Here is a 20,840-nt window from a genome sequence, read left to right as displayed (position 1 = left end):
ACCCGGGAGCATTTCGAGCCGCTGACGATCCGTGAGCCGCGTAAATTCCTGCCCCGCCCATGAAGAGGGTTGTGCTCGCATGGATATCGCCGTCCCTCCACCGGGGAAGCGGTTCGACTGCCGGGATCCGGCGCCGCTCCCGGCAGGGAAGGGTGCGCCATGCGCGGGAACTCTCTTGCACGCGGCGCCTTATAGTCTGGTGAGGGAGGATGAGAGGCATGCCGGGCCTGGAGACGGAAGGGCAGGAGACGGAAAATTCGGCAGATGCCTTTGAGGAGTTGGTCGCGGCGGTGCGCTCCTGCCGGGCATGTGCTGGCGTCCTTTCCGCAGAGCCGCGCCCGGTCATTCAGATTGCGCCTTCTGCAAGGCTGCTCATCGCGAGCCAGGCTCCAGGTTCCAGGGTTCATGCGTCGGGTATCCCCTTTGCGGATCCGTCGGGCGATCGGCTGCGGGCCTGGATGGAGATGCCTGCCGAGACATTCTATGATGAGAGCAGGGTTGCGATCCTCCCGGTCGGCTTTTGCTATCCAGGTCGGGCCAGGGGCGGGGATGCGCCGCCGCGCCGCGAATGCGCCCGGCTGTGGCGCAATGATCTCCTCGCGCACCTGCCAGGGCTCGAGCTGACCCTGCTTGTTGGTGCCTATGCTCAGTCGAGCGTTCTTGGGCCTGGTCCGATGACGGAGCGGGTGCGAGGATTCCAGAAGTTCCTGCCTCGATATTTTCCCCTGCCCCATCCATCCTGGCGCTCGGGCCTCTGGATAGCCCGCAATCCATGGTTTGAGGCGGAGGTGCTGCCCGCGCTGCGGCGGCGGCTGCGCGATATTCTGGGTTAGGATGATGGATTTGCGGGCCGGCGAAAAGACGATCTATACGATAGGCCATTCCACGCGCACCATCGACGCGTTTGTTGCGGTCCTGCGCCATGCCGATGTGCGGTGCGTCGTCGATGTCCGGACTATCCCCCGTTCCCGGACGAACCCGCAATATAATCTCGACATCCTGGCCGATACGCTTTCCCGGCGGCAGATACGGCACCACTTCATCGCTGCGCTCGGCGGCCGCCGGGGTCGCCAGCCGCATGTGGCGCCCGAGGTGAATGGCTTCTGGGAAAACCGCAGCTTCCACAACTACGCTGATTACGCGCTATCGGCGCAGTTCCGGCATGGCCTTGCCGAGTTGGAGGAACTCGCGCGGGAAAGGTCCTGCGCGATCATGTGCGCAGAAGCGGTGTGGTGGCGCTGCCATCGGCGCATCATCGCCGACTATCTGCTCGCTTCAGGATGGCGGGTGTTGCACCTCATGGGCGGCGATCGCATCGAACCAGCCCTGCTCAATCCGGCCGCCAGGATCGATGGTGAAGCCATTACCTATCCGTCCGATGACTGTCTTGCCGAACCCGGGGCTGTATAGCAGGACCGTCGATTGGAAGAAGGGCCGGCCGCCTGCTCGATCCGCCGCGCGGATGTTCATCCTTTTACGGTCTTGCCCGACCATCGGCACGCGTCCGGGAAAACCGCAGGCGGCTTGATCTGTGAGCGATTTGCTTTCAATGATTTTCAGGGGGATGCAAAGTCGAATTGCGAGGATCAATAATGGCTGATGCCACCTTCGAACGGCCCGGATCGAACGAAAGGCTCGAACTGCCGCTTGACTCGAGCGAGGAGCTGGCGATTTGCACCCTGGATGCCCGCGGATATATCCAGACATGGAATCCAGGTGCGGCGCGGCTGACAGGATATGCAGCCGAAGAAATCATAGGACAGCATCTAGACGCGCTCTTCTCGCCGGAAGAGCGCGATGCCAGGCTTTCACAGCGCGCGCTTGAGGCCGCGCGCGAGCAACGCTTCAAAGCCGAAGGCCGCAAGCGCCGCAAGGACGGAACGAGCTTTCTTGCCCAGGTGGTGATCGACCCTGTCTGGAACAAGGATGGGGATCTCGTCGGATTTGCCATGATCACACGGGATGTCACGGCCTCCAAGCGCCGCGAGCGCACGCTTCTGGAAAGCGAACTGCAGTTCCGGATGCTGGTGGAGGGCGTGCGCGAATATGCCATCTACATGCTCGATCCCGATGGCCTGGTTACGAACTGGAATGCGGGCGCCAAAGCCATCAAGGGCTACGAGGCGCAGGAGATAGTCGGCCGGCATTTTTCATGTTTCTATACGCCCGAGGACCGTGCGCGCGGCGCTCCGCAAGCAGCGTTGAAGGAGGCGCTGGAGAACGGCAAGTTCGAGGCTGAGGCATGGCGCGTGCGAAAGGATGGAACCCTCTTTTGGGCCCATGTCGTCATCGGGCCGATCTTCAGCGATGCCGGTGAGCCTGTGGGCTATGCCAAGATCACCCGGGACGCGACCGAAAGGAAGAGGCGCGAGGATGAACTCCGGCAGACCCAGGAAGCGCTGCTGCAGTCCCAGAAGCTGCAGGCGCTCGGAGAGCTGGCCGGTGGCATCGCTCATGATTTCAACAATCTCATGACCGTCGTGCGGGGTACTGCCGACCTGCTCTTGAGGCGGCCCGACCTGCCCGAGGAGAAGCGCAACCACTATCTTAGCACCGTGCTGGAGACATCCGAGCGCGCTACCAGCCTTACCTCGCAGCTTCTCGCTTTTGCCCGTCGCCAGCCTCTCGAGCCCGAGGTTGTCGATCTGAGCGTCCGCCTCGATGCGCTTGGCGAGATGCTGCAGCGCACGCTTGGCAGCCGATATCGCCTGTCACTCGAGCTGGCTTCGGCTCTTTGGCCCGTCGAGATCGATCCGACGGGATTGGAAACAGCGGTCCTCAATGCCGTTCTCAACGCCCGGGATGCGATGCCGGAAGGGGGCGAAATCACGATCTCGGCCGAGAATCTGGATGGGGCGCTGGAGGAAATGGTGCGTCTTACGATCAGGGACACAGGCTCGGGCATTCCGCCCGAGAAGGTGGAACGCGTCTTTGAACCCTTTTTCACCACCAAGCCGATCGGCAAGGGAACAGGGCTTGGCCTCTCGCAGATCCATGGCTTTGCGCTGCAGTCGGGCGGCTCCGTTGCAATCCGCTCGACGATGGGCGAAGGCACGGCGTTGGAGATATGCCTTCCCCGCACGCATAAGATGCCGCAGGTTCTAACGAGCGATCAGGGCGATCTTGCGGTGGCGAAGGGCCTGAGGGTCCTTCTGGTTGAGGATAGCGACCATGTTCGCTATTTCGCCCGCGAGTTGCTCGAGGATCTTGAATGCGACGTTCTTGAGGCGCCCAACGGAGAGGACGCCCTCGAAATGCTTGAGAGTCATCGGGTGGATCTGGTTTTCTCCGACATTCAGATGCCTGGCCGCACAGGCATCGAGCTCGCACAGGAGGTCAAGCGCCTCTATGGCCTGCCTGTTCTCCTTGCCAGCGGCTACAGCAGCAAGCAGTTCATCCCGGAGGACCAGCGGGAATTTCCCATCCTGCGCAAGCCCTACAAGCTCCAGACGCTTGCCTCGAGCATCAACCGGCTGGTAGCCGGCTGAGAGCGCTTGGTTCGCATGGCCGGACCAGAGCGATGGGCTTGCCGGGGCACCGCAAGACAGCCCATGGCCCCGCCTGCTCGCCCCCTGGCGGCGGCCGAGGCTTGCGCATCACGACCCCATGCCCTGCCGGGAAGGGGAGAGGCAGTTAAGCCCATTTGATGAAATCCTCAGCCCTGTCCATTCGTTCATCTCGATTTTCCTGGAGCGTTCTCAAGAAACCGCAAGCAATCGCGTCCTCTGCTTGACAATTCACCTCGCGACAGTCTTGGGAATGATGTGCGGAACGTTAGCGATTTCCCCCGGCCTGGCCGGGAGGGTTGATCGGGTCAGGCGGCAATGCGTAGAGCGGGTTGGAAATTGGGACAGATGGCGGGCTGGCTGCTGCATTCGCCACTTGAACCCCCGCATCCGATCGCGACGGAGCTGAGGAACGGTCTGTTCACCTCACTGCCCATTTTCCTGGGCGGCGTACTCAACACGACGCTGGTCGCCGCGATCGCATATGGACGCCATCCCACACCGCCTTTTTTCGGTTGGCTCCTTTTTGAACTCGTGCTGGGCGCCCTGCGCTTTGGTGTCATCTTCCAGGGACGAATGGCGATCAGGAAAGGGCAGGCGCCGCCCCGCTATCTGGCCGCGCTGCTTGCCCTTGTCTGGTCTGCTTCGGTGGGCGCTGGCACATTCCTCTGCCTTCTCAGCGCCGACTGGGTTCTGGCCGCTATCGCATGCCTGTCTGCGGCCGCCATGATCTGCGGCATCTGCCTGAGGAACTTCGGGACGCCTCGCCTGGCCACCCTGATGGTCTGCGCCACCGTGGCTCCGTGCGCGGTCGCCGGGCTGCTTTCGCCCGAACCTGTCATGATTGTCATCAGCTTTCAGCTCCCGGTCTTTCTGCTGACCATCTTCATGGCCTCCTTCAATCTCCACAAGATGCTGGTGTCGCGCATGGTGGCGTTGAGCGAGCTTGAGCGCAGCCAGTCGCTGAACCGCACCATATTGCAATCCAGTCCCGATCCGACCTTCCTCCTCGACGAGGACCATCGGCTCGTCTTTTGCAATCCGCCGGGCAAGAAGCTGCTTGGCGACGAGATTGCGCTTGGCGCGCCATGGGTCTCCATGCTTCCGGTCGCCGACCGGACGCAGGCCCTGCGCGCGCTCGAGGCGGCGCGGTCCGGTCCTGCCAGCCTTGTCATCGGGTTGGACGACGAGAGCGGCAAGACTATCTGGCTCGACCTTGCCATCAATTCGACCATCGATGCGCTGAGCGGCGTCATCGTGGTCGCGCGGGATATCACGCGTCAGAAGAAGTCGGAGGAGAAGGCTCTCTGGATGGCGCGCCACGATGCGCTGACCCGGCTGCCGAACCGCACCGTCCTCCAGGACCATCTTGACCAGGTCCTGGCTGCTGCCGGGTCTTCGGCCGGCGCTGCCCTGTTGATCATCGATGTCGACAATTTCAAGGCGATCAACGACAGCTTCGGGCATGATTGCGGCGATGCGCTTTTATGCACGGTGGCCAAGCGGCTGCATGCGGCGGTGGGCAGCGGCGATCTTGTGGCAAGGACGGGTGGCGACGAATTCACGCTCGTCATCACCATCGAGAGCGAAGCGGACGTCATGGAGCTGGCGCGGCGCATCTATGCGCAACTGGAGGCGCCGGTGCACCACCGCGGCCGCCTGGTGGAATGCGGCGTGAGCATTGGGGCGAGCCTCATTCCGTGCGATGGAACCACGCGACTGGATATTCTCAAAGCCGCGGATCTGGCGCTGTACGCCGCCAAGTCCGGAGGCCGGGGACAGATCAGGATGTTTGCGCCGGCGATGATGGCGGAGGCCGACAAACCGCGAGCCATGATCGCCTTGGCGCGCGATGCGCTGCAGCGCGATGCCATCGTGCCTTACTATCAGCCCAAGGTGTCGCTGCACGATGGGCGGATCGTGGGCTTCGAGGCCCTGCTGCGCTGGAGCGATCATGACGGCGCGCTGCGTGGTCCCGATGCGCTCATGGCGGCTTTCGAGGATCCGGCGATGGGGGCATCGCTGAGCCATCGCATGCTGGCGCGGATTTTGGATGATGTCGAAAGCTGGGCGGCGGCAGGGGTGGCATTTGGCCATGTCGCGCTTAACGTGAGCGGCATCGACCTGCGCCGCCCGGCCCTGGCTGAAATGATCCGGACCAGTCTGGGATCAAGAAAACTTCCGACGCGCTGCCTCCAGATCGAGGTGACCGAGCAGGTCTTCCTGGGGCGCGGTTCCGACCAGGTACAGGATGCTCTTCAGCGCCTGAGCGACGGCGGTATCCGGATCGCGCTGGACGATTTTGGCACGGGACATGGCTCCTTATCCCATCTCAACCGGTTTCCTGTCGACATCCTCAAGGTCGATCGCTCGTTCGTGAGCCAGATCGGGCACGGAAGGAATGGCGAGGCCATCGCGTCGGCAATCATCGGCATGGGGCGAGCGCTGGGTCTTGAAACCGTGGCCGAGGGTATCGAGACCCGCGCGCAGGAGCTCTATTTGCGTAACGCGGGGTGCGATGTGGGGCAGGGCTTCCTCTATTCGCCGGCCATTGCCGCGGCCGATGTGCCAACAGCCTTGCTCTCCGGGAGCCTGGACCTGCGACCGGTGCCGGCGTAGCGATCGCATGAGGGAGGCAGGTCTCCTGCTCCCACGCCTCAACGACCGGGTCATGGCGAGGGATATGAAACGGGCGTTTACGGCATTCTTCCCCTATGGAACTTGCCTTGGCGGGGGCAGCCCCCTCGCAGATGATCCGGGAAAAACCCGGATAGGACCGGTTCCTGTGCTGTGCAAAGGCTTGGGCGCGTCCTGAAGGGAATCTTGTCAGTTTCCTTCTTGCCTGACCCGGCCTCCCCCAGGCCGGGTCATTTTGCGCATGCCCCCTATGCCGGACGGTTTCGCTCGTTCGGGGTCGGGCGCGCGATCATGGCCGGCGCCTTCCTGGCTCGACCAGGCTTTTGTTCATCATTTGTTGTCATGGTCGAAGTCTGCCGATGACCTGTCTGCCTTGAAACGGCCTTAATCCCAACGTTGCCGGACGATGTGGAAAAGCTCCGCGCGGCGATAGCCTGCTTCCAGGCCTCGCCAGTGCGCCAGCGCCTCGACTGCCTCGATGCTGACCAGGCCGGCCCGGTTTCCCAACTGGGAGGCATGTTGCCGTAGCGCGGCGAGCTTCAACTCCCAGGATGCTGTAATGTCCACATAGAGGCCCCCCTTGCAGTTGTTGAAGGCAGCGCCAGGGCCCCAGCCGGACAAGGGATATTCGTAGCCTGCCACCAGAGATGGAAGCAGCTTTGGCGATTTGGGCCGGGTCATGGCGATGCCGGTCTCCCAGCAATAGGTGTGATCCTGATGTGAGGAGGGCAGTGGCAGAAGAATCTCGTCTGGCTCGAACTCGGCTTGCAGGTCATCGAGGAGCTTCACAAAGCTGGAGCGAGGGAAAGCGTGAAGTTCTCCGTCCAGTCCCTGTGTCAATATATGCTGCTGCTGCACGCCCAGCACCCTCATGGCGGCCTGGAATTCTGCGATCCTTTGATCGGCAAGGGCGCTTGCGCCAGTCTCGATATGGTTAGAGGCTCCCGCAGTCGCCAGCACGACCATCACCTCGCCGCCTTGCGCTGTGACACGTCCGATATAACCGCCCGCGCCCAGTTCTGCATCATCCGCATGGGGGCTGAGGACCATTACTCGCTTGCCTGAGAGTTGCACAGGAGTCCTTCATGAAAATTCGGCAGCGCCATATTGTTAACGCGTTCGGTGAAGCTGCCGGCCTTGGTTGGTACCGCAAAAGCATGCTAAAACAGCGGCTTGGATTGGCTTATCGCACAACCGGGCAGGTGATCGATTCATCAACGACGCGTTAACGGCATGAAACAGTTTGCGCAATGCACGATTATTCGTGAATGCTTTCTCAATCCTTGGAAGGTGGCGTGGACGTGGGGCAAGGGATCAGGCCGCCGCGGCGGTCGCCGCCTGCCTTTCGATCTCAGGCAAGCGGCCAATGCTTGGCCTCCGATGCGGCCGCATGTGCATTCTGCCCATGTGGGGCAGATGGAGGTGTTTCATATCGCTGGGGTCCATTTCCAGGGACGCCGGTTTGTCGCGAAGGTCGTGAGGTCGCGCCGGGCTATCGCGAGAGCCGCCACCGGCTCCCCCGGGCATCCGAAAACATCGGAATGATTCTTGCCGGTCGCCGGCGGTATGGCGCTCGTGGCGGCGCGGCGCATGCTCCCTCGCTCTAGGCTGCCACTCTTGCCACAGCCTCGCAGATGCGCTCGACGACATCCCTCACCTGATCCTCGCGGTCGCCCTCGGCCATGACGCGGATGACAGGTTCGGTGCCGGAAGGACGGATGACGAGGCGGCCCGAGCCAGTGAGTTCCGCCTCGGCCTGGATGATCGTCCGCTTCACGTCCTCATGTTCGAGGGGCTTGCCGCCCGAGAAGCGGACATTCTTCAGAAGCTGCGGCACGGGATCGAACTGGTGGAGCACCTCGCTTGCGGGCTTGCCCGAGCGCACCAGTGCCGCGAGCACCTGAAGCGCCGCGACAGTGCCATCCCCCGTGGTCGCATAGTCGGAGAGGATCATGTGTCCCGACTGCTCGCCGCCCACGTTAAAGCCGCCCTCGCGCATGCGTTCGAGCACGTAGCGGTCGCCCACCTTGGTGCGCTCGAGCCGGATATGCTGCGAGGCCAGGAACCGTTCGAGTCCAAGGTTCGACATGACCGTCGCCACCAGTCCACCGCCGCGCAGCGTGCCCGCCCGGGCAAAATTGCCGGCGATCAGAGCCATGATCTGATCGCCATCGACGATCTTGCCCTTCTCGTCCACGACGATCAGCCGGTCCGCGTCACCGTCGAGCGCGATGCCGATATCGGCGCCCGAGGCGACCACCGTTTCCTGCAACAGCTGGGGCGCGGTCGACCCGCAATGGTCGTTGATATTGGTGCCGGTGGGCGCGATGCCGATGGCCACCACCTGCGCCCCCAGTTCCCAGAAGGCTGACGGCGTGACCTGATAGGCAGCCCCATTGGCGCAATCGATCACGACCTTGAGGCTGTCGAGCCTGAGGTCGGCCGGGAAACTGGACTTGACCGCGTGGATATAGCGGCCCCGGGCGTCTTCCACGCGGCGGGCCCGGCCGATATCGCGCGATGCCGCCAGCGCGATCTCCTGGTCCAGCATGGCCTCGATCTTCAGTTCGTCCTCGTCAGACAGCTTGTAGCCATTGGGGCCGAACAGCTTGATGCCGTTGTCGAAATAGGGATTGTGACTGGCGGAAATCATCACGCCCAGATCCGCGCGCATCGAATGGGCGAGGAGCGCGACGGCAGGCGTGGGGATCGGTCCCAGCTGGACCACGTCCATCCCGACCGCCGTGAACCCAGCGACCAGCGCATTTTCGACCATGTAGCCCGACAGGCGCGTATCCTTGCCGATCACCACGCGATGGCGATGGCTGCCGCGCTGGAAATGCTTGCCCGCCGCCATGCCGACCTTCATCGCCAGCTCGGCGGTCATGGGCCACTGGTTGGTCCGGCCCCGGATGCCGTCGGTTCCGAAAAAATTCCTGCTCATCATCTGTCCCCTGCTTCATTCACATCATGCATTAGCAGGCTTTGCTCGACTTTCCACAGGATCGGACCTGCGCGTGCTTACAAAAGATAGTATCCAAGGGACATTGACGGTCTCATGGCAGTGCAATCGCCAAGATTATGATATGGAGCGAGACAGAAAATGTGCAGGAAGGTCGCTCCGCATTGCTTGCAGGGGGCAACGGCAGGGCAGGCCGATTGCTTCATGAGGAGGACAGGCGCCTGGCGATGCTGCGCTTCCGCTCTCATTGCCGTGCTGCGATCCTGCCGGTTGCCGATGCACCGCATCGGCGCAGGGCTCTTGCGCGATAAGCGTTAACAGCTTTCCGGATCGGTGCTCCTGCCCAGCACGATAAAGAATGCGGCTTGAGGCGAATGCCCCAGATCGGCCATATCCCGGGAGCGAAAGGGATCGCCGGTGATCGGGTACGAGAAGCGCTATTGGGGATGGCCGCGGGCCTTGCCGGGCTTGCAGGCTATGTCGACGCGATTGGATTCATAAAGCTCGGCGGCTTCTTCGTCTCCTTCATGAGCGGCAATTCGACGCGTCTTGCGGTGGGGGTCGCCACCGACCATGGAGCTGTCGCCCTTGCAGCATGCCTCCTCTTCGCATTTGTCGGAGGGGTGGTGCTTGGCACGCTTGCTGCAGCGCTCGCGGGTCGTAACAGAAAGGCGGCCGTTCTTGCCCTCGTCACCGTTGTGCTCCTGGGCGCGGCTGTGCTCGACGAGAGCCTGGGCGCCCGTGCGGCCGCGCTGGCCTTGGCGGTGGCCATGGGAGCGGAGAATGCCGTGTTCCAGCGTAATGGCGAGGTCTCGATCGGACTGACCTATATGACAGGCACGCTGGTGAAGATCGGTCAGCATCTGGCGGCCGCATTGATGGGTGGCAACCGGTGGACCTGGATTCCTTATCTGCTGCTGTGGGTGTCGCTGACGGCTGGTGCTGTCCTTGGCGCTCTGTCGCTCGCGCGGGTGGGCGAATGGGCCATCAGGATCGCGGCCTGTGCAGCAGGGTTGCTGGCCATCTGCGCGGCCAAGGTCGGACCGGTGAGCGTTCGTGCCTTTCGCGCCCCGCTGGCGTGACACACAGGCCTTTTTTACCATTTTATCGCTCGACAGGATGTGCGCCGTCCATGCAGCGCGCTTCCCTGATGCGCGCACGGCGGGACATTTCCCGCGCCGTCCCTGGCCCTGGAGCGTCCCGCCCGCCGGCGCGTTTCCAGGCAGATGGGGCGCACGCGGCCAGGCGGCCAGAAAGGCGCGCAGCAAGGAAGGCGAGTGCGCTCCGACCTCGTTTTGATGGATAGGCGTCAGGCCGCTCACCGCCTGGGATTGGGCAATAATATCGCGAGCAGGCCGATGGCGGGCAGGAAAGCGCAGATCGAATAGACCGTATCGATACCCGACCGATCGGCGACTTCGCCCAGCACCGCTGCGCCCACGCCGCCCATGCCAAAGGAAAAGCCGAAAAACAGGCCGGAGATCATGCCGATCTTGCCGGGGACGAGATCCTGCGCGAACACCACGATTGCGGGGAATGCGGACGCGAGAATGAGGCCGATCAGGACGGTCAGCGGTCCTGTCCAGAACAGGCTGGCATGAGGGAGCATCAGCGTGAAGGGCAGCGCGCCAAGGATCGAGAACCATATCACATATTTTCGGCCGAAGCGGTCGCCCAGCGGGCCGCCCGCAATCGTGCCGACCGCGACTGCGCCGAGAAACACGAAAAGATGCATCTGCGCGACTTCGACCGAAACGCCGAAGCGCTGGATCAGGTAGAAGGTAAAATAGCTGGTGAGGCTGGCGAGATAGACATATTTGGAGAAGATCAAGGCCAGCAGCACGGCAATGCCGCCCAGGACCTTGCGGCGCGGGAGGGTCGGTACGGCCCTTCTTGCGCCCCTGACGCCCGACAGGCGTGCAATGCCATGATGGCGATACCATTGACCGACATTCCAGAGGATCGCGCAGGCAAGCAGCGCCAGCAGCGCGAAGAATGCGAGGCTCGTCTGGCCCCAGCGCATGACCACCATGGCGGCCGCGAGCGGCCCGAGCGCGGAGCCGGCATTGCCCCCGACCTGGAACATCGATTGGGCGAGGCCATGCCTTCGCCCCGCGGCCATCCGGGCCACCCGGGAGGATTCTGGATGAAAAACCGACGAGCCCATGCCCAACAGGGACGCGCCGGCGAGGAGCAGGCCATAGCTGTGGGCGGTGGAGAGGACCAGCAGGCCCGCCAGTGAGAACAGAGTTCCTGCCGGAAGGGCGAGCGGCGTCGGCCGCCTGTCGGCATAAAGGCCGATCAAGGGCTGAAGGATCGATGCGGTCATCTGATAAACGAGTGTCACGATCCCGATCTGGCTGAAGGAGAGGCCCAGCTCCGACTTCAGGTGCGGGTAGATGGCCGGCAGCAATGACTGCAGCATGTCGTTGATGAGGTGGCAGGCACTGATGGCGGCGATGACGCTGAAAACTGTGGTTTCACCTGAAGGCGCGTCACTGGAGCGGGGGGCGTTCATCTGCAAGTTTCCGGTTTGATGTCGAGCACCGCCCATAGCCCTTTCCGCTCGACGCCCGCATTCCCATATGGGCCATTTACTTTTGCATATGGGACAGGTCATGCCCTGGAGCGATCCCGCGCTGGTGGAACAGGTCGACAGGCCGATCGTGGGGATCGGCAATGAATATCCTCGTGCCTTTGAACTCGACTGGCACGAACATCGGCGCGGGCAGCTCCTTTACGCCGCCCGTGGCGTGGTGGTGGTCAGTACGCCCCAGGGAGCCTGGGTTGCTCCGCCCGAACGCGCGATCTGGACCCCGGGCGGCTGTCCTCACTCGGTACGGATGGTGGGGGCGGTCAGCACTCGCAGCGTGTTGATCGAGGCCGATGCCGAGGGGTCGCTGGGAGACCGGAACAAGGTCATACAGGTTTCGCCATTGTTGCGGTGCCTGCTCGAGGAGGCGAGCCATGTCCCTGCCGAATATGATGTGGAAGGGCGGGACGGCAAGCTGATGGCGTTGCTCCTGGCTGAACTGGCGGCGGCGCCTGTGGTGCCGCTCGAGGTGCCCTTTCCCAGGACGGCGGAGATAGCCGTCCGATGCCAGGCCTTTCTGGAACGGCCCACGACCCATGCCACTATCGAGCAGTGGAGCAGGGAACTGGGGATGGGCCGCCGGGCCTTCACGCGCGCCTTCCGCCGGGAGACAGGGCTCAGCTTTGGCGCATGGCGCCAGCAGGCCTGCATCCTCGTTGCACTGCCGCGCCTCGCCGCGGGGGAGCCGGTCACCAGCATAGCCTTTGACCTCGGCTATGACAGCGCGGCGGCCTTCACGACGATGTTCAAGCGCAAGTTGGGCGTTCCGCCAAGCCGTTACAGACCCACGGGAACAGGGAGCGCCGAACCTGGGCTGCGCGCCTGAGCCGCTTTCCGACTGAACGGATGCGCGCGGGCATAGGAAAGCCATAATAACGCCTGGAGGGCCGTGCGGATATCGCTCCTGATTTCCATAGACTTTTTCCGATGCGGCCTCCTGTCGAAGATCCTGAATAATGGCTCCTCCCATCACTTTCCTTCTCCTGACCCTCGTCGCGAAGGTTGCGGCCGATCTTCCGGCCCCGCCGACCAATCCACAAGGCGCGGTCGTTCAGCCGCTGCCAGTGGAGCAGAGTCCCTGGCAACGCGCGAAGAAGAGTGTCGGCGCGGCAAAAGATGCGGATATTGCCGCCACGATCAGCCGATGGCGCGTGCTTCAGCGAAGCGATGCCCTGGGTTTCTCCGCCTATGCCAGCTTCATCATGGCCAATCCCGGCTGGCCTGGTGAGAGCCGGATGCGGCGTCTCGCGGAGACCGGTATCAACCCCAACAGCTACGATCCTCGTCAGGTCGTCGCCTTCTTCTCGCGCTTTCCGGCCCGCACGCCGGTGGGTCATGCCCGCCATGCGATGGCGCTGATGCAGGGCGGACGGATGAACGAGGCGCGGGTGGCCGCGCGGAGCGCGTGGCTGGGCGGCTCGCTGGCGGCCGGTGATGAGGCGCGGCTTCTCTCCCTGTTTGGATCGGGCTGGACCAGCGTCGAGCATGACCAGCGAGCCGACACGCTGCTCTGGGCCAATGACCTTGCGGGGGCGCAGAGAATGCTGGCCTATGTGTCGCCTTCGCGCCGCACCGTTTATGAAGCCCGCCTTGCCTTGCGCCGCAAGGCGGCGGACGCGTCACGAAGGATGCAGCTGGCCCAATCTGCGGGGGCTGGCGATGCTGGCTATGTCGCGGACAAGGCGACATGGCTGCTCCATAACGGCAACCCGATTGCGGCGAGGCAATATCTCGCCAATCGTCCGGTCCTGGTCTTGCCGCCTGGCAACGCTGAGAAATGGTTCGAGACGCTGCTGACCCATGCGCGCGGCGCCGCCAGGGACAGCCAGTGGAGCTTTGCCTATGGGATCGCGAGCAGGCTGGACGATGCCTATGCGCCTGGGACGGATGTCAGCAGCCGTCCGATCGGCGAGAGGGACGATTATACCAGCCTGGCCTGGCTCGCCGGGTCTACCGCTTTCTACAATCTGGGAAAGTCCCGGGAAGCGATGGAGATGTTCCGCCGGTACGCGACGGCGGCCAAGTCGCCGCAGACCCGGTCCAAGGGCTTCTACTGGGCGGGCCGCGCGGCGCTCCAGGCTGGTGAGGAGGCGAGGGCCAACGGTTATTTCGCGCAGGCCGCCGAGTTTCCCGGCCAGTTTTACGGTCAACTCGCGCTTGAGCGTCTTGGCCGCCCGATTCCCCCGCCCGCGATCGGCGATCGACCGCCCAGAATATCGGGCGCGCAGCGCAGGGCCTTTGCCAACCGGTCCGTCGTGCGCGCTGTCAAGGCGCTCGGGGAAATGGGCTACTGGGAGGATCAGAGCAAATTTGCTCGTGCCATCGCCAATGGTGCCGAGAGCGAGGCCGATCACTATCTGGCCGTTGAACTGGCGAGAAGCATCGGGCGGCCCGACCTTGGGGTGATGGTTGGCCGGCGCGCGGTGTCGAGAGGCCTCTCCGGATATGGAACAAGCGCCTTTCCTCGCGTGCCCGTGCCTTCAGGGGCGCAATATAACTGGACCATCGTGCACGCCATCGCCCGGCAGGAAAGCCAGTTCGACAGGAAGATCGTCAGCCGGGCAGGGGCGCGGGGGCTGATGCAGTTGATGCCCGGTACCGCGCGTGAGCAGGCCGGAAAGCTCGGCATGCGCTACAGCGCCGGATCGCTCGATGACCCCAATTACAATATCATGCTGGGCTCATCCTATTTTCAGCGAATGCTATCCTATTATGGCGGCAGCTATCCATTGGCGGTGGCGGCCTATAATGCGGGACCCGGCAATGTGAACCGCTGGATCCGCGCCAATGGCGACCCCAGGACGCCAGGCTCCGACATGCTGCGATGGATTGAACAGATCCCCATTTACGAAACGAGGAATTATGTGCAGCGCGTGCTCGAAAATGCGGTCATCTATGAAATGATGAATCCCAAACATGCTCGCTTCGCTGGATCGAAAACGCCGTTGTCCCGCTATCTGGGCAAGAAAAGCGCTGGGTGAACGACGATCGGGCACCTGTGCCGGATTTCAGATCAGTCGCCGGAATAGGTAAGGACGATCGAATTTTTCGTTCCCTCTTTCACTATGGCGATCGAGGCCTTTCTGTTTTTGGCCGCGGCAGACAGGACACCGGTGCCCCCGGACTGGAAATCCGAAGTCTTCCTCAAACCTCCTGCCGAGAACTTGTCCCGGTAAAAGTCCATGATGCGTGCGGCATCGTCCTGCGTTTCCAGCCTCACTTCATGCAGGTTCCGTCCGGCAGCTGAGCTGTTCACCGCCGTGATCGTGGAGCCAGGATATTGCGGGGCGAATGCTGGCATCGCGATGTCGCCTGTCGCTGGTGCATCCGGAGCGGCCGGTGCGCGCTCGTCGGACAGGAGGGACGAGGCCTCGTCTTCATGTCCGGGGCCATTATCGGATGGTGCGATCCTGTTATCTCTCGCATCGCAGGCTATGAGTGCCGCCAGTCCAAGCAGCATGAATGAGCGCATCGCAGCTGTACCTCTTGTCGTTCCCGCACAAGGCATTTTCTCCATGGCGGCGCGGCGATGTCAAATGCGGGAAGGCAAAAATCGGGACATCTGTCAGGAGTGTTGGGCAAGAACAGGGCCAGCGCTGCAGGATAGCCGCGCGGCGACCGCCGCCCGAACTGCGGCGGCGGCGGAAAGGGACCGCAAGGCGGAGTCTTCCGACAGCTTGCTGAGCACCAGTTCGGCTGCCCCCTGGTTGGTGATTTCGCCACGGCACAGCGACTGCTTCCCCCCCTCGCCATCGGCAAGGAAAATTCCGTCGATCACGCCGGCCACATACATCGAGCATTGGCCATAATTGGGATTGGAGCATATCTCGAATAATTGATTGCCGGAGAAAAATGCAGGTATCTCTCTCATCGTCTCTGCAGCGCGGCCGGTCATGGGCATGATCCCCGCCGCTATGATCATGAGAAACAAGGTCCGGCTCATGATGTCCTCCTGCAATACCCGAGAAGCGCGCTCTATCCTATCAGGCCGGCTTGTTTGCCCGGGCCATCCGACCCGATCCCCGGGCGGTCACTTTACCGGCCTTGCGCGCGCACGAAAGGCGACCATAGCCCATTTGCGGCCGCGATCGAAAGCTCCTGGCTCTCGTGGATCGAACCAAAGCCCGTGTCAGGTGGAAAGAAGCTGCTCCATCATAAGCTGCCTTACTTGATGACGAAGCTTGCGATGCTGTTCGATCCTGGCGGTGATCGCATTGAAGGTCGCCAAGTCCAGCCCATGTTTTCCTACTATGCCGATCATTTCAGCCTGGGCCTGGCGCTTGAGAAGAGCAGCCTGGTCGGATTGAAGCTTTGCGGCGCGCGCGGAAACCATTTGCCTCATCTTCTGAATTTCAAGCAGGGCCGACGCGTAGGCATGAATTTGCCGCGGCGTAAGTTCTGCTGCCGAAACAGTCGAACCGATGCCTGCTTGCCTGCCGCTCGATGCGGAGGCCGGAAAGGAAGCGAGGAGGAACAAGAGCGCGGCGGAAGGGAGAATTCTGGGCATGAGCTAACCTCGATGAGGGAACGGATCTTGGCGCGAAAATCATCGGACAGGAACCTCACCGGCGGCGATCCTGGGACAAGCCGTGGCAAGACGCCCTGGTCAGGGCTTGTCAGGCCGCCTGCGCGAGGCCTCCTTGCGGCCTATCAGGGACTGCGACCCATAGAGCGACGAATGCCGCGGCAATGCCGATGGCGCATGGTTTGCGACGAACCAGTCCGAACGGTGTGCTGCCCCAGGAGAGGCGGCTGGCGATGGTGTCTGTCGATCATGGGCTTTGGCGGAAGGGGGCTGCGGGTAGGAGCTGTTTTCTATGAGATTAGCCGGCGGCAAAGGTTCGGTCCATGCATATAAAAGCTATAATAACGTCGCTTCGACCGGGTTGCTTAAAGGAGAAGAAAGAAGCGCTTGGGGGCCATGGCTGGCTGGATGATTGAATGATGTACCGCTACTTGATGGTGAGTCGTACCTGCCAGCCCTCTTCGGCTCGCGGCCAGGCGTTTGCAGCAACCAGAGCATGTCCGCTTCCTCTAAGCACGGCATGAAATCGCATGTCCGGTTCGCAATGGCAGGACTGACCGGCAAGCCGCGCTTTCCACGGTCCGTCATCATTCTCATAGTCGAGGATGAGGCTCTGTTCAGGATGGACGCTTGCGAGTTCCTGATCGATCAGGAATTTACCGTCTTCACTGCGTCTGATGCCCAGGAGGCTCTGGCTGTTCTTCACCAGCTGGACGGCAAGGTCGACCTGCTCTTCACAGATGTCAATTTGCCCGGTGAGCGGGACGGATTCGACCTGGTGCGAGAGGTTGGCATGCGCTGGCCTGGCATACGGATATTGTTCACCTCGGGAGCATTGGATGGGCGAGACTTGCCCGCAGATCTGTGGCAGTTTGGCCCTGTCCTGTCGAAACCCTATCATCTGGATGCCCTGGCTTTGAAGATAGTCGATGCGATCTTTCCTCCTGAGGAACCGATCAATCTCCTGGCGGCACTGGACTAGCTTTACAGAAAACCGTGGCTGCATATCGGGTTGAACTCGTGCGCATGCCCCTCAACTGGAGAAAAACCGATGCACAAGATTTTGCTCACGACCCTCCTTCTTTCCACCGCTCTGCCTGCTGCGGCGCAGGAACCCGCCTCGCCGCCAGCCGGATCAGCGGCTCCAGCGTCCGCTCCTGCTCCCGCTCCCGCCCTCAGTCAGGAACAGATTGTCGCCTTCAACAAGGCGGTGACGGATTTCACCGCTGGGCAGCAGGCGCAGCAAAAAGGCGACAACGCGACAGCTCTTGCCAAATATGAAGCCGCACTTCCGGCGATCCGCGATGCGGTAAAGACGCAGCCGGACAAGATTGAAAATGTGAATTTTCTCGCAAACGCGCTCTATGCAACGGCGGCGGCGAACGCTGCCTTGCAAAAACTGGATGCGGTTGCGCCGCTTTATGAGGAGAGCCTGCCCCATTGGCGCAAGGTCGTGACCGTCAATCCCGCCGACGCGCAGAGCAGGGGCGTGTTAACCGGCATTCTGATCCAGCTTGGCAATTTCAAGCTCGGCAAACAGGACAAGGCGGGCGCTGCGCCACTTTATGCAGAAGCGGTTCCGCTGGCTCGCAAGGCGGTTGCAGAACAATCCAGTCCGGCAAACCGCAATTTGCTGCTCGCCGCACTCATCGGCGCGAGCCAGACCAGCGAGGATGCCGCGCTCAAGGGTGAAGCGGCGAGCATGTCGAAGGCGATGATCGCCGATGGCACGGTCGACGCGGCCAACAGACCTTCCGCCCAGGTTCTGGCCCCGAGCGCCAAGGCGGATTGACGATCATCGGCAAGCGCGCCCTGGTCCTGCAAGACTGGCGGCGCGCTGCGCCCCGCAGCGCCCCTTTGCAATCCTGTCGCCATGATCCGGCCGACGAACATTCGGCCCACGGGAATGCATCGGATAACGTCTTGTCCCTCGTCATGCGCGCTCGCTCATGCGCCTTGCCGCTTCTCCACTGGACCCAGGGACATCGCCTGCGAGCTTCCCTGCCGGACGCGTCGGCGGATGCGAGCCGTGCACCGTCAGGCGGGCAGCACGGCTTTTGCGGTCGAACGTCGTGATGGAGGAAGAGCGCTCTGAGCCATTTGCCTGGTTGCCGGCAAGCAGATCGAGCCCGCGCGCCCGGACGATGGCCCGATATCCATGTCGATGTGCGGGATCCGGACATGCGCCGCGTGAAAGGCCTCCTCGATCTGGCAGGCAAGTTCGCGCAAATGGGCGTGAAGCCGCGCCGGACCGTTCCCGAAGCTCGTTCAATTCCTAAAATATATCCTTCCTGTCCTGGGCTTCGCTCGCTCGGCGCCACAGGAAGGAACCGCCAGGATGCGCGATTATCGCCCCAGGGATCCCTGAAGCAGTTCTTCTGGCCGACGAAGACGTTCTTGAGATGCTTTGACTTGTGAAGGATTAGATTGGCCAGGAAGGCCATATTCGCTATGTCTCCATCATGAGTTCAGAAGTCGCCGTCCTCACCCTCCGGGCTCTCCGCCGCGTCCTGCGCGCCACGGAAATCGGCAGCCGCCGGCTCTCCGCGGCGACTGGTCTTACGCCCTCGCAATGGCTCGTCCTGCGCGAGATCGCGTCGCGCGATTCAGCCACGCCCGGGGCGATTGCCACCGCTCTTAAGTTCAGCCAGGCCACGATCACCACAATCGTCGACCGGCTTCAGCAACTCGACTTTGTGCAGCGGCAGCGCAGTGAAAAGGACAAGCGCCAGTTCATTTTGCGTTCCCTGCCGGCGGGCGTCAAGGCTCTGGCGGAGGCGCCGGACCTGCTGCAGACTACGTTTACCGAGCGTTTCGCAAAGCTGCCGCAATGGGAGCAGGCCATGATCCTGGCGGGCGTCGAACGGTTAGCGATGCTGATGGATGCGCAGGATATTGACGCCGCGCCGTTGCTCGACAGCGGCCCCATAGATCGATCCGAGCCTTCCTGAGGAGGGTTTCCTCGAGCGTCCTGCTCCCGGCCCGGGCCAGGAGCAGGAGAAGAGAATGGGCTTGGCCGTTCACCATCTCCCTTTCCCAACATGCACTGGAGTGGACATGTCTGTGTCAAAGCAGGGACGCGCGGCGCGAGCAGGCGGTGGTCCTGGGACATCGGGGCACATGCAGGCTGCGGCGTGGAGGGCGATCATCAGGCGCGTCTGGGTGAACAGCGGACGGCACAATCTCGGGCTGCTCTCGGCCGGTGTCGCCTTCTACGCCTTTCTCTCCTTCGTGCCGCTTCTGGGAGCGGTCGTCATGATCTACGGGCTCGCCGCCGATCCCGCGACGGTCACGAGACATATGCGCACCATTCTCGAGGTCGTGCCCGCTGACGCTGCCCGGCTCATCCAGGAGCAGCTCACGCAGCTTACGACGAGCGCCCAGGAAAAGAAGGGGATCGGGCTGCTGATCGCGCTGCTGGTCTCCATTTTTGGCGCATCGCGGGCCTCAAGCGCCATGATTGGATCGCTCAACATCATCTATGAGCAGCAAGACAGGCGATCGCTTCTGAAAAACATCTTCGTCGCAGGTGCGCTTGCCGGCGCCGCCGTCCTTGTGAGCATCATCGGCCTTGCGGCCGCCTCGATGCTCAGTGTCGCAAAAGGGCTGGTTGCCGGGATTGGACCATTGGGCGCAACCGCCGTGCAGGCGCTTACCTGGCTCATCGCCGCGGCCCTGTGCAGCGTCGCTATCGGGGGCATGTACCGTTTCGCGCCTGGCAGAACCGATGTCCGCTGGCAATGGTTCAGCCTTGGTTCCTGTCTTGCGACATTTCTCTGGCTCGCCGCGACGCTCGGCTTTGGACTTTATGCCAGCCGGTTCGGCAACTATGACGCGACCTACGGCTCGCTTGGCGCCGTGGTCGTGCTCCTCATGTGGCTCTTCGTCTCCGCTTATGCCGTGTTGATCGGCGCCCTGATCAATGCCGAGGCGGAGCGGCAGACCATGTGCGACACGAGCGCGGAAGCCGCAGATGCGGGAGGGCAGAGGATGGATGGCGCCGCGCGGCGTTCCAGCAACAGGCGCATGCCCGTTGACGGGCATCTCCAATCATCCGCCTGACCACGACGCTTGGTGGCGCACCAGCCGCAGAACGATGCCAGGCACCAGCCTTTCACTGCGTCATTGCCCGATATTGTTACGGCGGCATGGCCTGAGGCACTGATATGGCGGCGCCGTCCTCACAGGCCTTGCCGCCTTGTTGTTCGCGTCTGGCGGACGAGGCGAGCAGCGCCTGTCGCTGCAATCACTTTTTTGATGCAGTGCTGGCAAAGGGCGGCATTCCCCGGATGGTCGCCACCGGTATGTGGTGCCGCGACGAAGTTGAAACGCTCCGCAAGCCCCCTCGAATGGAATGAACCGATCCATCGCGTGCGCGCCCGCAGCGAGAAGATCTTCGGTAGATGGAAGCGATGCTACGGCCTGGGCCGAATGCGATGGCGAGGTCTCGCTACGACACATGTTTATGCCTGCGGCATCTATCGCGAGGGCGCCCGGACCATGGTGGTGTCGGGCGGGATTGGCACCAGCCGTTTGCCTGTCAGGATGCTGGCGCCGCCGGAATTGTGGCTGATCGCCATTCATCCGCAGTGAGGACTGGCCGGGGCTCATCCCGCA

18 protein-coding genes and 1 pseudogene are annotated in these 20,840 nt (G+C 62.5%); 13 read left to right on the top strand and 6 right to left on the bottom strand.

Going from position 1 to position 20,840, the window contains the following annotated elements; genetic code table 11:
* Positions 1-218 precede the first annotated feature (218 nt).
* From LDB29_RS27025 to LDB29_RS27010, 4 genes are all read left to right on the top strand, one after another.
* Complete coding sequence (locus LDB29_RS27025) at positions 219-833, top strand: uracil-DNA glycosylase family protein (RefSeq protein WP_257558254.1); 615 nt, start codon at positions 219-221, stop codon at positions 831-833.
* A 10-nt stretch (positions 834-843) separates the two neighbouring features.
* Entirely contained in the window at positions 844-1,410 is a 567-nt protein-coding gene (locus tag LDB29_RS27020; RefSeq protein ID WP_257558253.1) for a DUF488 family protein, read from the top strand.
* 182 nt (positions 1,411-1,592) lie between these two features.
* Complete coding sequence (locus LDB29_RS27015) at positions 1,593-3,488, top strand: PAS domain-containing sensor histidine kinase (protein ID WP_257558252.1); 1,896 nt, start codon at positions 1,593-1,595, stop codon at positions 3,486-3,488.
* Positions 3,489-3,854: 366 nt separating this feature from the next.
* Positions 3,855-6,125: a bifunctional diguanylate cyclase/phosphodiesterase gene (locus LDB29_RS27010; protein WP_257558251.1), complete on the top strand. Its 2,271-nt coding sequence runs from the start codon at positions 3,855-3,857 to the stop codon at positions 6,123-6,125.
* Positions 6,126-6,527: 402 nt separating this feature from the next.
* Here LDB29_RS27010 and LDB29_RS27005 read toward each other — a convergent pair whose 3' ends face one another.
* Positions 6,528-7,193, bottom strand: a complete 666-nt coding sequence (locus LDB29_RS27005; RefSeq protein ID WP_257558250.1) for a PIG-L deacetylase family protein — start codon at positions 7,191-7,193, stop codon at positions 6,528-6,530.
* Positions 7,194-7,228: 35 nt separating this feature from the next.
* On the opposite strand from LDB29_RS27005, the gene LDB29_RS27000 reads away from it, so the two are divergent.
* Positions 7,229-7,372, top strand: a complete 144-nt coding sequence (locus tag LDB29_RS27000; RefSeq protein WP_257558249.1) for a hypothetical protein — start codon at positions 7,229-7,231, stop codon at positions 7,370-7,372.
* A 374-nt stretch (positions 7,373-7,746) separates the two neighbouring features.
* Here LDB29_RS27000 and glmM read toward each other — a convergent pair whose 3' ends face one another.
* Positions 7,747-9,087: a phosphoglucosamine mutase gene (glmM, locus tag LDB29_RS26995; RefSeq protein ID WP_257558247.1), complete on the bottom strand. Its 1,341-nt coding sequence runs from the start codon at positions 9,085-9,087 to the stop codon at positions 7,747-7,749.
* Between the two features lie 392 nt (positions 9,088-9,479).
* Here glmM and LDB29_RS26990 point away from each other — a divergent pair, with 392 nt between their 5' ends.
* Positions 9,480-10,187 carry a YoaK family protein gene (locus LDB29_RS26990; protein WP_257558245.1) on the top strand — a complete coding sequence of 236 codons (708 nt, stop codon included), beginning with the start codon at positions 9,480-9,482 and terminating at the stop codon, positions 10,185-10,187.
* A gap of 236 nt (positions 10,188-10,423) precedes the next feature.
* Here the strand turns inward: LDB29_RS26990 and LDB29_RS26985 are convergent, their stop codons facing one another.
* Positions 10,424-11,623 carry an MFS transporter gene (locus LDB29_RS26985; RefSeq protein WP_257558243.1) on the bottom strand — a complete coding sequence of 400 codons (1,200 nt, stop codon included), beginning with the start codon at positions 11,621-11,623 and terminating at the stop codon, positions 10,424-10,426.
* 100 nt (positions 11,624-11,723) lie between these two features.
* On the opposite strand from LDB29_RS26985, the gene LDB29_RS26980 reads away from it, so the two are divergent.
* Together LDB29_RS26980 and LDB29_RS26975 are read left to right on the top strand one after the other, a co-directional pair.
* On the top strand, positions 11,724-12,524 hold the full coding sequence (locus LDB29_RS26980) for a helix-turn-helix domain-containing protein (RefSeq protein ID WP_257558242.1): 801 nt from the start codon (positions 11,724-11,726) through the stop codon (positions 12,522-12,524).
* Between the two features lie 130 nt (positions 12,525-12,654).
* Positions 12,655-14,679 (top strand): lytic transglycosylase domain-containing protein, encoded by a 2,025-nt coding sequence (locus LDB29_RS26975; protein ID WP_257558240.1) that lies wholly within the window; start codon positions 12,655-12,657, stop codon positions 14,677-14,679.
* A gap of 32 nt (positions 14,680-14,711) precedes the next feature.
* Here LDB29_RS26975 and LDB29_RS26970 read toward each other — a convergent pair whose 3' ends face one another.
* The 3 genes from LDB29_RS26970 to LDB29_RS26960 form a co-directional block, all read right to left on the bottom strand.
* Positions 14,712-15,158 carry a hypothetical protein gene (locus LDB29_RS26970; RefSeq protein WP_257558238.1) on the bottom strand — a complete coding sequence of 149 codons (447 nt, stop codon included), beginning with the start codon at positions 15,156-15,158 and terminating at the stop codon, positions 14,712-14,714.
* A gap of 105 nt (positions 15,159-15,263) precedes the next feature.
* Complete coding sequence (locus LDB29_RS26965; protein ID WP_257558236.1) at positions 15,264-15,593, bottom strand: Rap1a/Tai family immunity protein; 330 nt, start codon at positions 15,591-15,593, stop codon at positions 15,264-15,266.
* A gap of 234 nt (positions 15,594-15,827) precedes the next feature.
* Complete coding sequence (locus LDB29_RS26960; protein WP_257558234.1) at positions 15,828-16,205, bottom strand: DUF4168 domain-containing protein; 378 nt, start codon at positions 16,203-16,205, stop codon at positions 15,828-15,830.
* Between the two features lie 538 nt (positions 16,206-16,743).
* On the opposite strand from LDB29_RS26960, the gene LDB29_RS26955 reads away from it, so the two are divergent.
* The 5 genes and pseudogenes from LDB29_RS26955 to LDB29_RS26930 all read left to right on the top strand — a co-directional run.
* Positions 16,744-17,205 carry a response regulator gene (locus tag LDB29_RS26955; protein WP_257558232.1) on the top strand — a complete coding sequence of 154 codons (462 nt, stop codon included), beginning with the start codon at positions 16,744-16,746 and terminating at the stop codon, positions 17,203-17,205.
* Positions 17,206-17,274: 69 nt separating this feature from the next.
* On the top strand, positions 17,275-18,015 hold the full coding sequence (locus LDB29_RS26950) for a hypothetical protein (RefSeq protein ID WP_257558552.1): 741 nt from the start codon (positions 17,275-17,277) through the stop codon (positions 18,013-18,015).
* A 670-nt stretch (positions 18,016-18,685) separates the two neighbouring features.
* On the top strand, positions 18,686-19,174 hold the full coding sequence (locus tag LDB29_RS26945; protein WP_257558230.1) for a MarR family winged helix-turn-helix transcriptional regulator: 489 nt from the start codon (positions 18,686-18,688) through the stop codon (positions 19,172-19,174).
* 106 nt (positions 19,175-19,280) lie between these two features.
* Positions 19,281-20,285, top strand: coding sequence for a YihY/virulence factor BrkB family protein (locus LDB29_RS26940; protein ID WP_257558228.1), 1,005 nt, complete (start codon positions 19,281-19,283; stop codon positions 20,283-20,285).
* 402 nt (positions 20,286-20,687) lie between these two features.
* Positions 20,688-20,816, top strand: a pseudogene (locus tag LDB29_RS26930) (metallophosphoesterase); the annotation flags it as partial.
* Positions 20,817-20,840: the final 24 nt, after the last annotated feature.

It is taken from the genome of Sphingobium sp. CFD-2, assembly GCF_024611135.1.
Lineage (GTDB): Bacteria > Pseudomonadota > Alphaproteobacteria > Sphingomonadales > Sphingomonadaceae > Sphingobium > Sphingobium fuliginis.
The sequence above is the reverse complement of the archived record's forward strand: the minus strand, read 5'-3'. Positions and strand labels throughout refer to the sequence as shown.